Raw genomic sequence first — 13371 nt, forward strand, 5'->3', positions numbered from 1 at the left:
CCTAGGCGAGCGGGCACGCCAGGCCGGCGGGCGGGGTGAGCGGTTGGAAGACCTCCGAGCCGTGGCACACCACGCGGTGCACCGCGTACGGCCCGACCGAGGGCAGCCGCACTTCGGCGGGCTGGCTGCCGAACAGGGCCTCGGCGGTCTCCAGCAGGCCGGCCGGGGTGACGGGGACGGTCCGGGGCTCGCCTGCGCCCACGGTCCGCCGCCGCACGAAGTCCAGGTGCCGCGGGCCGGCGGCGGCCGCGGCGAGCCCTCTGTCGCGGTCCCGGTCGCCCAGTCGCGCGGAGCCTCCGTCCCGGGCGCCCGGGTACGCGGAGCCTCCGTCCAGGGCGCCCGGCCGCGCGGGGTCCCCGTCCCGGTCATGGCCGCCCGGCCGCGTGGAGCCGCGCGGGGCGGAGAGGGCGAGACGGTTGCCCACCGCCTCGTAGACCGCGTGCCGTACGGCGGCGGCGGTGTCCCCCCGGGCGGCGGCGCCGCAGGTCAGCGCGGTGCCGTCGGAGCGGTGCAGGAAGGCCGTCACGACGTCGGGCGACAGCCCCGCCACGCGGAGCGTGCGGAGGGTGACGCCGCCGTCCCGCAGCGCGCCGGTCAGGCCCGGCGGCAGCACGGCGTCGTGCAGGTGGTCCAGCTCCTCGAACCGGATGTCCCCGGTCCGCCAGCCGCGCTCCAGCACGTGCCGCTCGATCACCTCCAGCAGCGCGGCCGTGCGCGCCCGCTCCGGGTCGGCGCCGGCGGCGGTGCCGGCCGACGTCTGCACGCACCAGCGGATCTCCGGCGGCGGAGGGTCCCAGCCGAGGAAGACGGCCTGGGCGGGCACCGCGACCTCCGTACCGTCGCGCATGCCGTGGCCGACCACCCAGGACGTCGGCGGGGAGCCGGCGGCGGCGTGCGCGGCCGGCTCGATCCGGGGCCGGTCGCCGGGGCAGGCCAGGACCGGCAGCGCGCCGGCGGCCGACAGGTGGCTCACGTGCTGGGCGTACTCCCCGCCGCGCGGCGGGCGGCCCGGCCGGGGTCGGCGTCGCAGGCGCCGCCGCTGACGCCGGCGTCGTCGGCCGTCCAGGCCACGTGCAGGATCCCGCCGACCAGCGGGCGCACGGTGGGCCGCGGCGCGGCGTCGCCCTGGTCCATGGTCTCCCTCTCCCTCAAGCCGGCACACCCGGGGGTCCGGGCGCGGGGGCGTCAACATGGCGACCCGCCCCGCAGCGCCCTCGGATCACGCGCCGCCCGGTCGCGGGGCGGCTACGCTCTCGTCGCGCGGCACGTCAGTACGACTTGTTGCCGAGCACGTCGAACTCCTGCGCCTCTTCGTCGACCTGACCGAGGTCCCAGCTGATCTCCATACCGTTCACCTCCTTTCTCATCTCTCACTCCTTGTCGATCGTGATTCACGGGGTCGGCCGGATGCACCTTCCGGTGTGCTGGAGCCCGCCAGGGCCGGGCGCGGACGACCGGGGAATGTCGGGGCGATCTTCTAAGCTGGGCCCATGGCACGAGCAAACGACGCCGTCGCGGCAGCCCTGGAGGAGTACGCCGAGCTGTTCGCGATGACCGGCGGCGACGCCTTCCGGGTGCGCAGCTACCAGAAGGCGGCCAAGGCGATCGCCGGTTTCCCCGAGGACATCGCGGCCACGGCCGTGCGCTCGGTGCCGGGGGTGGGCGAGGCGATCGCCAAGAAGGTCGAGGAGTTCCTCACCAGGGGCAGCTTCCGCCAGCTCGACGACCTGCGCGGGAAGGTCCCGGAGGGCGTCAGGCGGCTCACCCGTGTCCCCTCGCTGGGGCCGAAGAAGGCGGTCTTCCTCTTCCAGGAGCTGGGCATCGACTCCCCCGAGGCCCTCGCCGAGGCGATCGGGCAGGGGCGGCTGCGGGGCGTCAAGGGCTTCGGCCCCAAGACGGAGGCCAACCTGCTGCACGGCCTGGAGCAGCTGGAGCAGGCCGGCGCCCGGGTGGACATCGGCACCGCCATGGACCTCGCCGAGCAGATCATCGCCTCGCTCGACGCCGAGCGGATCGCCTACGCCGGGTCGCTGCGCCGGATGAAGGAGACCATCGGCGACATCGACATCCTGGCGGTCGGCCCGGAGAGCCTGATGGACGACTTCCGGGGCATGCCGTACGTCGCGGAGGTCATCGCCTCCGGCGAGAAGAAGACCTCGGTCCGCACGACGCAGGGTGTGCAGGTGGACCTGCGGCTGGTCCCGGCCGCCTCGTGGGGCGCGGCCATGCAGTACTTCACCGGCTCCAAGGAGCACAACGTGCACCTGCGGGAGCTGGTGGTGAAGCGGGGCTGGAAGCTGTCGGAGTACGGCCTGTTCGACGGCGACCGGGTGATCGCCGCCGAGCGCGAGGAGGACGTCTACGAGGCGCTCGGCATGCCGTGGATCCCGCCGACGCTGCGCGAGGACGGCGGGGAGATCGACGCGGCGCTCGCCGGGGAGCTGCCGGACCTGGTCACCGTCGCCGACCTGCGGGGCGACCTGCACACCCACACCGACCTGACCGACGGCATCGCCTCCCTCGAGGAGATGGTGGCGGCCGCCGCCGCGCGCGGATACTCCTACTACGCCGTCACCGACCACGCCCCGGACCTGGCGATGCAGCGGATGACCCTGGAGCGGGCGCTGGAGCAGCGCGAGCGGCTGCGCCGCCTGCAGGCGGACTATCCGGACATGCGGCTGCTGCACGGCACCGAGCTGAACATCGGCCCCGACGGGTCGGTGGACTGGCCGGAGGAGGTGCTGGCCGGCTTCGACGTGTGCGTGGCCAGCGTGCACTCCCACTTCACCCAGTCACGCGAGGAGATGACGCGGCGGTTCGTCGCGGCCTGCGAGAACCCGCAGGTCCACATCATCGGCCACCCCACCACCCGCCGGATCGGCCGGCGCCCGCCGGTGGACGCCGACTGGGACGAGGTGTTCCGCGCCGCCGCGCGCACCGGCACCGCGCTGGAGATCGACTCCGCCGCCGAACGCTCCGACCTGCCCTCCGACCTCGTACGGCGGGCGCGGCATCATGGGGTGAGGTTCTCCATCGACAGCGACGCCCACTCCGTGCCGGGGCTCGCGGGCCAGCGGTTCGGGGTCGGCGTGGCACAGCGGGGCTGGCTGACCGCCGACGACGTGATCAACACCTGGCCGCTGGAGCGGCTGCTGGACTTCCTGGGCCGCTGACGGCCGCCCGCCGAGGATGGCATGGCTCCCGGGACGACGCGGTTCCCGGGGATGGCACGGTTCCCGGAGGGCATGGTTCCCGGGGAGGACCCGGCCGCCGGGAGCCACGCCGGGAGTGACGCCGGGAGCGATACGGTGGCGGGAGGTGACACGCCCGTCACGCCCCCTGCACAATTACACGGTTATCTGGTAGGGAATAACTGTAACAGGGGAAGGGGAGCAGCATGCCGTACACGGCCGAGAGCGGGACGGGACAGCGCCACGGAACCCATGGGGACGGCGTACCCGGGATCGTCAAGCCGCTGCCGCCGGAACTGTTCGTCGCGCACGACACCAACGCCGAGACGCGCTGGGAGGCGATGGGCGGCGTCGGCTACCACGTGCCCGCCGAACGCTTCTTCGTGCGCAACCACACCTCCACCCCGATCATCGACGCCGCCACCTGGCGGCTGCGGCTGCACGGCTCCGGCCTGCGCGCGCCCCGCGACTTCGGCTACGCCGAGCTGCTGTCGCTGCCGGCGGTGACGCGGGACGTGATGATCGAGTGCGCGGGCAACGGCCGCAGCCTGTTCGCCTCCCAGCAGGGCCAGGAGGTCATCGGCACCCCCTGGCGGCTCGGCGCCGCCGGCGTGGCCCGCTGGCGCGGGGTGCCGCTGTCCACGGTGCTCCGGCTGGCCGGCGTCACCCCCGACGCGGTCGACGTCATGCCGCGCGGCCTCGATCCGCACTACTTCGAGGGAGGCGTCGACTTCGGCAGGGTGCGCAGGCCGATCCCGGTGGCCAAGGCGCTCGACGACGTGATCCTCGCCTACGAGATGAACGGCCGCCCGCTGCCGCCCGACCACGGCTACCCGGTGCGGCTGGTCGTGCCGTCCTGGATCGGCCTGGCGTCGATCAAGTGGGTGGGCGACATCGAGGTCTCCGCCTCACCCCTGAGCTCGCCGTGGACCACCGAGTTCTACCGGATGTTCGGCGCCGCCTACCCGCTGCGGGGCGGCGAGCCGCTGAGCACGCAGAACATCAGGAGCGCCTTCGAGCTGGCGTGGGGGGCCAGGCTCGCCGCCGGGCACCCGCACGTGCTGCGCGGCCGCTCGTGGTCGGGCGGCGGCCGGATCACCGGGGTGCGGGTGAGCCTGGACGGCGGCGCCACCTGGCGCCCGGCCCAGCTACACGGCTCGCACCTCGCCCCCGCCTGGGTCCGCTGGCACGTCACCTGGTGTCCCCGCGCCACGGGACCGTACGAGCTGATGGCCAGGGCTACCGACGAGACGGGGGCCGTCCAGCCGGACCGCACCCCGCACAACCGTTTCGGATACCTGTTCGACGCGGTCGTCCGCCATCCGGTGACCGTGGTGAACGCCTGAGCGATGAAAGTCCTGAGCCGTGAACGGCCGGACCGCGAACATCTGAGCGAGAAACGCCGGTGATTTCCGCTCCGCAGCGATCACATGGAATTCCCGTACGCAGTTCTTACTCCTTCAAAAGGTCACGGGACATTTCCCTTGGAGCGCGGAGGTATTAGCTGATCAGGCAAGACAAGCCGCCGGAATCCATGGTCGGTCCGCCGGATCCCATCCGGAAAGGACGCCTGGCGTCGCACAGGGGAAACGAGGGGGAAACGAACCGGGGCGATGATGGCCGCACCTGTTCTTTCACCAGCCGTTTTCCGCCGGGAGGGCCGACCGATGCGACAGCTTTCCGCGCTGGACGCGCAGTTCCTGCACGCCGAGTCGGCGACCACCGCGGCCCACCTCGCCGGGGTCGCGATCCTGGACGCCGCCCGCTCCCCCGGCGGCGCCGTGACCCGCGACGACGTCGTCAGGCTGCTGCGCGAGCGGCTGCACCTGGTCCCGGCGTTGCGGCTGCGGCTGGCCGAGGTGCCGTTCGGCCTCGACCGGCCGTACTGGACGGAGGCCGCCGGCCTCGACGTCGCCGACCACGTCCACGAGGTCGTGCTGCCGCTGCCCGGCGACGAGTCCCAGCTCGCCGACGAGATCACCCGCATCCACGAGCGCCGCCTCGACCGGTCGCGCCCGCTGTGGGAGATGCACCTCATCCAGGGGCTGAGCGGCGGCCGGGCCGCCCTGTACACCAAGGTCCACCACTGCGCGGTCGACGGGATGTCGGGCGTGGAGATCCTGGCCTGCCTGCTGGACCTCACGTCCGAGATCCGCCCGGTCCCCGCGCCCGAGCCCCCGGGCCCTCCGCCACCCGCCCCCGACCCGGGGGAGATGCTGGCCGTGGCCGTGGCCAGATCGGTCTCCCACCCCGCCAGGGCGCTGCGTTCCCTGGGCCGGCTGGCGGCCGACCTCGACGCGATCCCGCTGCTCGGGGCGCTGCCCGCGGCCCGGGCGGTGGCCGCCGCGGCCCGCTTGATCATCGGCGGCGAGGCCGAGCTGCCGGAGATGCCGCCCCTGGTCGCCCCGCCCACCCCGTTCAACGGCCCGATCAGCGCCCGGCGGCGCTTCTCCTACGGCGCGCTGCCCCTCTCCGAGGTCAAGCGGGTCGCCCGGACCTTCGGGCTCAGCGTCAACGACGTGGTCATGACGCTGTGCGCCTCGGCGCTGCGCTCCTGGCTGCGCGAGCGCGACGTGCTGCCCGCCGAACCGCTGGTCGCCGCGGTCCCGGTCGCGGTCCGTACGGCGGGCGCCCGCGGCGGAGCGGGGGCCGGGGTCGGCAACCGGCTCTCGGCCATGATCGCCCCGCTGGCGACCGACGTCGCCTGCCCCCTGGAGCGGCTGCGGGTCACCGGGGAGGCGATGCGCCGGGCCAAGCGGCGCTTCGCGGCCGCGCCCGCCACCTGGCTGGACGAGCTGTCGGCGGTGCTGCCCGCCCCGGTCACGGCCGTGGCGACCCCGGCGGTCTTCCGGCTGGCCTCGATCGTGCTGCCGCCGATCAACCTGATCGTCTCCAACGTGCCGGGGCCGCAGTTCCCGCTGTACCTGTGCGGTGCCCGGGTCCTGGGCTACTACCCGATGTCGGTGCTGACCGACATGACCGGCGGGGTCAACATCACCTGCTTCTCCTACGACGGCTCGCTCGGCTTCGGCGTGCTGGCCTGCCCGGACCGGGTGGCGGACGTCTGGCGGCTCATGGGCCACCTGCAGGAGGCGATGGACGAGCTGGTCGAGCTGGCCGGAACGGCGGACACCCACCCGGCCCCGCCCGCCGAGCCGGCTGCGGTGGCGGTCGCTGATCCGGTGACGGTCCCGGCTGCGCCGGCCCCGGACACGGTGGCGGTCCCGGACACGGCCACGGCCACGGCACCGATCCCGGTCACGGTGGCGGTGCCGACGTCGGCCTGAAGCGGGGTTCAGCCCAGGGCGTGGGCGATCAGCTCGGCGACCGCGTCGGGGTCGATGGCGTGCCCGGTGAGCTGGCAGAGGTTCTCCTGGTAGAGGAGCACCGCGGCGAAGGTGACGGCGGCGACCTCCAGCCGGGCGGCGTCGCCCCGCGGGGTCGGCAGCGCCAGCCCCAGGGCGAACCGGGCCCGCCGGATGATCTCTCCGTTCAGGCGGCCCAGCCGCTCGCGGACCGACCCGTGCGTGTCGGCCTCGCGGAACAGGATGCGGCGCATCGCCGGGGAGGCGCGCAGCGGCAGCCGCCGGGCCAGCTTCGACAGCGTCCCGGCCGCGTCACCGGGGACGGCCTCCACCTCGGGGGCCTCCTCCACGAGCGTGCGTTCGTCGACCAGCGTGACCAGCACGTCGATCTTCCTGGGGAAGTAGTGGAAGACCAGGCCCTTGGGCACGTCGGCGACCCGGGCGATCTCCGCCGTCGAGGTCGCCTCGTAGCCGCCCCCGGCGAACAGCGTCTCGGCGGCGTCGAGAATGCGGGTGCGCGCACCGGGATCGGCGCCGTCACGCTCACGCCCGGACCGCGCACCGGGATCGACGCCGCCACCCTCACGCCCGGACCCGCCCCGCCGCTGCCTGAAGCCGTTCACACGCCGACCATAACCGCGGGTCCGGCCGGATTTCCATGCCGCCGGAGGGAGATCACCGTACGGCGTGCCGCCCGGCTCCGCCGTACGCGGGAACGCACCGGCCGGCGCGCGGGGGCCGCGGTGCGGCGGGCGCCGCCGTACGGCCGGCCGCGCGGCACACCGGCCCGGGCCCGGCGGGGCCCCCGAGGCGCGGGGGCGGGAGGGAAATCGGGCGGGAGGCAAATACAGTTGCCACATGAGCTTTTCCGAACTCAACCTCTTCCCGCTCTGCCTGGGCGGCAACGTCTTCGGCTGGACCGCCGGCCGCGAGGACTCCTTCGCCGTTCTGGACGCCTACGCCGAGGCGGGCGGTAACTTCGTCGACACCGCCGACGTGTACTCCGCGTGGGTCCCCGGGCATTCCGGCGGGGAGTCGGAGACCATCATCGGCGAGTGGCTCGACGCCCGCGGCAACCGCGACCGGATCGTGCTGGCCACCAAGGTCGGCATGCTGGGCAGCCGTCCCGGCCTGTCGGCGAAGAACGTCCGCCTGGCCGTCGAGGACTCCCTGCGCAGGCTGCGGACCGATTACATCGACCTGTACTGGGCGCACATCGACGACGCCGACACCCCGCTGGAGGAGACGCTCGGCGTGTTCGGCGAGCTGGTCGGCGAGGGCAAGATCCGCAACATCGGCGCCTCCAACTACGGCCCCGAGCGGCTGGCCGAGGCCCTGGACGTCTCCGAGCGCGAGGGCCTGCCCCGCTACGGGGTGCTGCAGCAGCACTACAACCTGGTGGAGCGCGACTACGAAGGGGCGCTGCGCGACGTGGTGGCGGCCCGGGGGCTGACCAGCACGCCGTACCTCGGCCTGGCCCGCGGCTTCCTGACCGGCAAGTACCGGCCCGGGGTCGAGGTGGACAGCCCCCGCGCCGACGCCGCCGCCCGCTACCTGGAGGAGGAGCGGGGCCGCCGGGTGCTCGCCGCGCTGGACGAGGTGGCCGCCGCCCACGACGCCGTCCCGGCCACCGTCGCGCTCGCCTGGCTGGCCGCCCAGCCCACGGTGGCCGCGCCCATCGCCAGCGCCCGCAACGTCGAGCAGCTCAGGCCGCTGCTGGCCGTCGCCGAGCTGGAGCTGACCGACGACGACCTGAAGCTGCTGGACGAGGCGTCCCGCTGACGTGCGAAGGGTCCCGAGGCATCCTCTCCGGACGCCTCGGGACCCCGCCGGTGCCGCGGGGCCCGCCGGGCCCCGCGGCGCGGTCAGTGCTGGGCGGCCTTCTCCGCGCCGACGCCGGTGAGCGAACGGACCTCGATCTCGGCGTACTTGGTGGCGTTGTGCTCCTTGCTGAGCACGGTCCCGAGGTAGCCGAACAGGAAGCCCAGCGGGATCGAGACCAGGCCGGGATTGCTGAGCGGGAACCAGGAGAAGTCCGCGCCCGGGATCAGCGAGGTCTCCGCGCCCGACACGACCGGCGAGAAGATCACCAGCAGCAGCGCCGAGGCCAGGCCGCCGTAGATGGCCCAGACGGCGCCGGCGGTGTTGAACCGGCGCCAGAACAGGCTGTAGAGGATCGCCGGCAGGTTGCCCGAGGCGGCGACCGCGAAGGCCAGCGCCACCAGGAACGCCACGTTCTGCTTCTGGGCGAGGATGCCCAGGCCGATGGCGACGGCGCCGATGACGAAGGCGGCGATCCGGGCGACCGCGATCTCCTCCCGGTCGGTGGTCTGACCGCGCTTGAAGACGTGGGCGTACAGGTCGTGGGCGAAGCTGGAGGAGGAGGCCAGGGTCAGCCCGGCGACGACCGCCAGGATCGTGGCGAAGGCGACCGCGGCGATCACCGCCAGCAGGATCGTGCCGCCCACCTCGCCGAAGACGGCCCGGCCGATCGCCTCGGCGAGCATCGGCGCGGCGGTGTTCCCCGCCTTGTCCTGCGCGGCGATGGCCTTGCCGCCGACCAGCGCCGCCGCGCCGAAGCCCAGCACGAGGGTCAGCAGGTAGAACACGCCGATGATGCCGATGCCCCACAGCACCGACTTGCGGGCCTCCTTGGCGGTGGGGACGGTGTAGAAGCGGATCAGGATGTGCGGCAGGCCCGCGGTGCCCAGCACCAGCGCCAGGCCCAGGCTGATCAGGTCGAGCTTGCCGGCCAGGCCCTGCGCCTCGGTGCCGTACTTGCCGCCCGGGTTGAGGAAGGCCTCGCCCTTGCCGCTCTGCGCGGCGGCGTCGCCGAGCAGGCCGGAGAGGTTGAACCCGTACTTGCCGAGCACCAGCAGGGTGATCAGGGTCGCGCCGCCCATGAGCAGCACGGCCTTGACGATCTGCACCCAGGTGGTGCCCTTCATGCCGCCGACGACCACGTAGACGATCATCAGCAGGCCCACGGCGACGATGGTGAGCGCCTTGCCCGCCGGGGAGGTGACGCCCAGCAGCAGGCCGACCAGCGCGCCCGCGCCGACCATCTGGGCCAGCAGGTAGAAGATCGACACCACGATGGTGGAGACGCCCGCCGCGGTGCGCACCGGGCGCGGGCTCATCCGGAAGGCCAGCACGTCGGCCATGGTGAACTTGCCGGAGTTGCGCATCAGCTCGGCGACCAGCAGCAGCGCGACCAGCCAGGCGACCAGGAAGCCGATCGAGTACAGGAAGCCGTCGTAGCCCGACAGCGCGATGGTCCCGGCGATGCCCAGGAAGCTCGCGGCCGACATGTAGTCGCCGCCGATCGCCAGGCCGTTCTGCGCGCCGCTGAAGGACCGGCCGCCGGCGTAGAAGCCCGCGGCGTCCTTGGTGCTGCGGCTGGCCCGGAAGGTGATGCCCAGGGTGATCGCGACGAAGAGCAGGAACAGGATCGTGGACAGCGTCTGGTGGCTCATTCGATCCCGTCCTTCACGTCGGTCCTGCCCTCCGCCTCGTGGCGGATCTCGTCGGCCAGCGGGTCGAGCTTCCGGGCGGCGTGCCGGGAGTAGGCCCAGGCGATGAGGAACGTCGAGACGAACTGCAGCAGGCCGAAGATCAGTGCCACGTTGATGTTGCCGAAGACCTTCGTGCCCATGAAACCGCGAGCCCAGGCCGACAACACGACGTACAGCAGGTACCACACCAGGAACACCGCGGTCATCGGGAACACCCACGCGCGGAAGCGCCGCTTCAGCTCCTGGAACCGCTCGTCACTCTGGATCTGTTCATATAGGGATGAATCATGTTGTCTGGTGGTCACCGGACCTCCCACGCATGTGATCTGGGTCACCGACAACGTAGGAGGAGGGGTTCTCCGGCGAGGAGACCCGGCGGCGGACTCGTCGCCCAGCCGCCGCCGGACGGCGTTCAACCGGCCACGGCCCGCGGTGAACGGCCCGATCCCTGCGCCGAACGGTCCGCCGCGCCCCGCCCGGCCCGGCCATCGGCCCCGGACGGCGGGACCCGGTCAGGCGGCGGTCGGGTGCCCGGCCGGGGACCTCGTGGACCGGGCCCGCAGGGCGTGCGCCCCGGCCAGGCACACCGTCACCCCCACCACGCCCAGCAGGACGCGGTGGTCGAAGAGCGACACCAGCATCGCCCCCGCCGCCAGGGACGCCAACTGGACGACGCCGGCGACCGCGTCGAAGGCGGCCGAGACCCTCCCGACCAGGTGACCGGGGCTGCGCCGCTGCGTCAGCGTCGCCTCGGCCACCCCAGCCAGCGTCAGCCCGGCGCCCCCCGTCGCCATCGCGGCGAGCACGACCGCCCCGGCGGGCACCGCCCACAGCAGCACGGCCACGCCGTACAGGGCGATGCCGGCGCCGATCGCGAACAGCTCGCCGCAGCGGGCGATCACCGTCGCCGCGCCCAGACCGCCGATGATCGCGCCGATGCCCATGGCGGTGGAGGTGACCGCGGTGAACTCCGGCGGCCGGCCCAGGCCGTGCTCGATGACCGCGAAGATCAGCGACTCGGTGGCGCCCGCGACCGCGAACATCATGCAGAACGCCGTCACGGTACGGCGCAGCAGCGGATCACCGGCCAGGTGCCGGGCGCCGGCCAGGAACTCGTCCCGTGGCCGGCCCCGCGGCGCGGCCGGCGCCGGCGGCGGCGCGGGCAGCAGCGCGAAGGCCGCGGCAGCCACCATGAAGGTGGCCACGTCGAACAGCACCACCGCGCCGATGCCCCAGGTCGCGTAGACGGCCATGCCGAACAGCGGCCCGACCAGGCGCAATCCCTGCCGGGCGGTCTGCAACGCGCCGTTGGCCCCGGCGAGCGACTCCGCCGGCAGGATGGCCTTCAGCAGCCCGCCGAGCGCCCCGGACGTCGCGGCGTACGACAGCCCCATGGCGGCCGCGACCGGGTAGACCAGCCAGAAGGTGTCGCGCCCGGTCACCGCGGCGAGCGGGGTGATCGCCACGGCCGCCAGCAGGCAGGTCGCGACCAGGAACCTCCGGCGGTCCACCCGGTCGATCACATAGCCGATCAGCGGCGACAGGCACAGCGGAACGGTGAAGAAGAACAGGGTCAGCCCGGCGGCGCCGTCGGAGCCGGTGAGCTTCTTCGCCAGGACCGCCGGGATCAGCAGCAGCGACGCGTCCCCCAGCAGGCTGGTGACCATCGCGAGGTAGACGATCCGGAACCGCCGGTCGCGCAGGGCCGCGCGCATCACCGCTGACCGGCGAGCCGCCGCGCGGCCCGTCCCGTCGGCAGCACCGGAACGGCGCTGTGCACCATCGCGAACGTGTCCAGACCGGGAACGATCACGGTGAGCACCGGGCAACGGACCCGCCCGGGATTCCAGCGGAAGGCGTAGGCGGCGAACCCCGCGGCCTCCATCCGCCCGAGGACCGCGGCGACCCGGCCTGCCACGCTCCGCCGTCGTTCGAACCGCTCGTCCATACGCTCCCGCTCCATCAGCCGGTCATCCGTCGTCCGGTCCGCCCGGTCCCCCCTGCCCGCCCGCCGTTCCCCTCCGCCCGGCCAGGGGCCGGCCACCAGGCGCGGGCCCAGCGGCTCGGGATCGAGCCGCGCGCACCGCTCCAGCAGCGGCCAGCGCCGCAGGCTCTCCAGCCTGCGCGCCAGGGTCAGGTCCACCCCGAGCGACATGTTGAACGACGACTGGACCACCTCGCTCAGCGCGCGCTCCACCGCGTACTCCGGGTCGAGCGAGGCTCCCGAGCCGATCACCCCGGGGTACGGCCCGGCCCGGGAGGGGATCGCGCAGTAGGCGGGGATGCCAAGGTCGGAAGTCATGTCGATGACCAGCGGCGGCGCCCCGAGGCGCGTCCGCGCCTCGGCGTGCAGGCGGCGCAGGTCACCCGGCAGCCCGTCCGGGTCGATGACCCGGATCGGCGCGGCCTCGTCGAGGTACCAGTCCAGCAGGGCGTGGGACAGGGCGTCCCGCTCGACGACCTCCAGCAGCCCGTGCAGGACGGCCTCGGCCTCGGTCACCCCGGCGGCCGTGCCGCTGTCGTAGGCGTACCGCAGGTAGGACTCGTAACGCAGGTCGTCACCGGGGACGGGATGGCTGCGGCAGGACGGCGACCGGGCGAAGGCCGGATACCAGATCGCCCGGCGCCCCGGGGAAGGACGCTCCGGAGAAGAACCCCCCGGGGAGGAACCCCGCGCGGGAGACGACGCGGCCCCGGTCGGCCCGGGGCCGGCGACCGGTCCGGACGCCCGCGGAGACTCCCTCGAAGGCTCCCCCAGCGGCTCGGCCCGCAGGCAGGCCACGGCGACACCGGGATGGTCGCGGGCGAGGCGGTGGAGCATCTCCTCGCCGCGCAGCTCCGGCTGGGCCACCACGGCCTCCACCGGCAGCACCCGCACCCGGCCGGTGTCCCGGGCGAGCGCGGCCTGTCCCCGATCGTGTTCGAGGTGCTGCCATGCCTCGAACAACGCGCTCACCCTGCTCTGCTCGCCGGCCCCCTTGCCCAGGGACGCCGTCACGACCTTCCCCGACCGGTCACGGACGGTGCAGCGGTGGACGGGGAACTCCGGCGATCCGGCGGAGACGAACTCCGTCGCCAGGCCGGAGCCGGCGAACATCTCCTCGATGACGGACGACGCCTCCGTCAGACCGGTCTCACGCTCCCGCTGGGCGCGTGCCACCGGCCGTCAGCGGGCGCCGGTGAGCACGCCGGGCGCGAACCGCACGGAGAAGAACTCATCGAGAAGGAGCGTCTCGGCGGGGCTGAAGGAGAAGGATGCCTCAAGCTGGAAGCCGTCCTCCCCGGTGAGGCACCGGCCGTTGGAGTTGCTGTTGCCCATCGCACGCTCCCCACCTCGGAACGGACCCTTTTCCGATCATT

12 protein-coding genes are annotated in these 13371 nt (G+C 73.6%); 4 read left to right on the plus strand and 8 right to left on the minus strand.

What is annotated here, in order from left to right:
• Position 1: 1 nt before the first annotated feature.
• The gene (locus tag ACQP10_RS25615; RefSeq protein ID WP_433539871.1) at positions 2-973 is read right to left on the minus strand and encodes a YcaO-like family protein; all 972 of its coding nucleotides are present in this window, start codon (positions 971-973) and stop codon (positions 2-4) included.
• Positions 970-1134 (minus strand): hypothetical protein, encoded by a 165-nt coding sequence (locus ACQP10_RS25620; RefSeq protein WP_433539872.1) that lies wholly within the window; start codon positions 1132-1134, stop codon positions 970-972. The genes ACQP10_RS25615 and ACQP10_RS25620 overlap by 4 nt, the downstream gene beginning before the upstream one ends.
• Before the next feature lie 356 nt (positions 1135-1490).
• On the opposite strand from ACQP10_RS25620, the gene polX reads away from it, so the two are divergent.
• From polX to ACQP10_RS25635, 3 genes are all read left to right on the plus strand, one after another.
• On the plus strand, positions 1491-3173 hold the full coding sequence (gene polX, locus ACQP10_RS25625; RefSeq protein WP_433539873.1) for a DNA polymerase/3'-5' exonuclease PolX: 1683 nt from the start codon (positions 1491-1493) through the stop codon (positions 3171-3173).
• Between the two features lie 224 nt (positions 3174-3397).
• A complete protein-coding gene (locus tag ACQP10_RS25630) occupies positions 3398-4537 on the plus strand; it encodes a sulfite oxidase (protein ID WP_433539874.1) in 1140 nt (379 codons plus the stop codon).
• Between the two features lie 321 nt (positions 4538-4858).
• A complete protein-coding gene (locus ACQP10_RS25635; protein WP_433539875.1) occupies positions 4859-6478 on the plus strand; it encodes a wax ester/triacylglycerol synthase family O-acyltransferase in 1620 nt (539 codons plus the stop codon).
• Positions 6479-6486: 8 nt separating this feature from the next.
• On the opposite strand, the gene ACQP10_RS25640 is transcribed toward ACQP10_RS25635, so the two are convergent.
• Entirely contained in the window at positions 6487-7119 is a 633-nt protein-coding gene (locus ACQP10_RS25640) for a TetR/AcrR family transcriptional regulator (RefSeq protein WP_433539876.1), read from the minus strand.
• Positions 7120-7354: 235 nt separating this feature from the next.
• Here ACQP10_RS25640 and ACQP10_RS25645 point away from each other — a divergent pair, with 235 nt between their 5' ends.
• A complete protein-coding gene (locus ACQP10_RS25645; RefSeq protein WP_399499227.1) occupies positions 7355-8278 on the plus strand; it encodes an aldo/keto reductase in 924 nt (307 codons plus the stop codon).
• 83 nt (positions 8279-8361) lie between these two features.
• On the opposite strand, the gene ACQP10_RS25650 is transcribed toward ACQP10_RS25645, so the two are convergent.
• The 5 genes from ACQP10_RS25650 to ACQP10_RS25670 all read right to left on the minus strand — a co-directional run bounded on the left by ACQP10_RS25650 (position 8362) and on the right by ACQP10_RS25670 (position 13330).
• Entirely contained in the window at positions 8362-9972 is a 1611-nt protein-coding gene (locus ACQP10_RS25650) for a solute symporter family protein (protein ID WP_433539877.1), read from the minus strand.
• Positions 9969-10316, minus strand: a complete 348-nt coding sequence (locus ACQP10_RS25655) for a DUF485 domain-containing protein (RefSeq protein WP_346022769.1) — start codon at positions 10314-10316, stop codon at positions 9969-9971. The genes ACQP10_RS25650 and ACQP10_RS25655 overlap by 4 nt, the downstream gene beginning before the upstream one ends.
• Positions 10317-10523: 207 nt before the next feature.
• The gene (locus tag ACQP10_RS25660; RefSeq protein ID WP_346023232.1) at positions 10524-11726 is read right to left on the minus strand and encodes an MFS transporter; all 1203 of its coding nucleotides are present in this window, start codon (positions 11724-11726) and stop codon (positions 10524-10526) included.
• A complete protein-coding gene (locus tag ACQP10_RS25665) occupies positions 11726-13171 on the minus strand; it encodes a YcaO-like family protein (RefSeq protein ID WP_433539878.1) in 1446 nt (481 codons plus the stop codon). Before ACQP10_RS25665 ends, ACQP10_RS25660 begins: the two co-directional genes overlap by 1 nt.
• A gap of 6 nt (positions 13172-13177) precedes the next feature.
• Entirely contained in the window at positions 13178-13330 is a 153-nt protein-coding gene (locus tag ACQP10_RS25670) for a hypothetical protein (protein WP_179827456.1), read from the minus strand.
• Positions 13331-13371 lie beyond the last annotated feature (41 nt).

The organism is Streptosporangium sandarakinum, from assembly GCF_050942225.1.
Taxonomy (GTDB): Bacteria; Actinomycetota; Actinomycetes; order Streptosporangiales; family Streptosporangiaceae; genus Streptosporangium; species Streptosporangium nondiastaticum.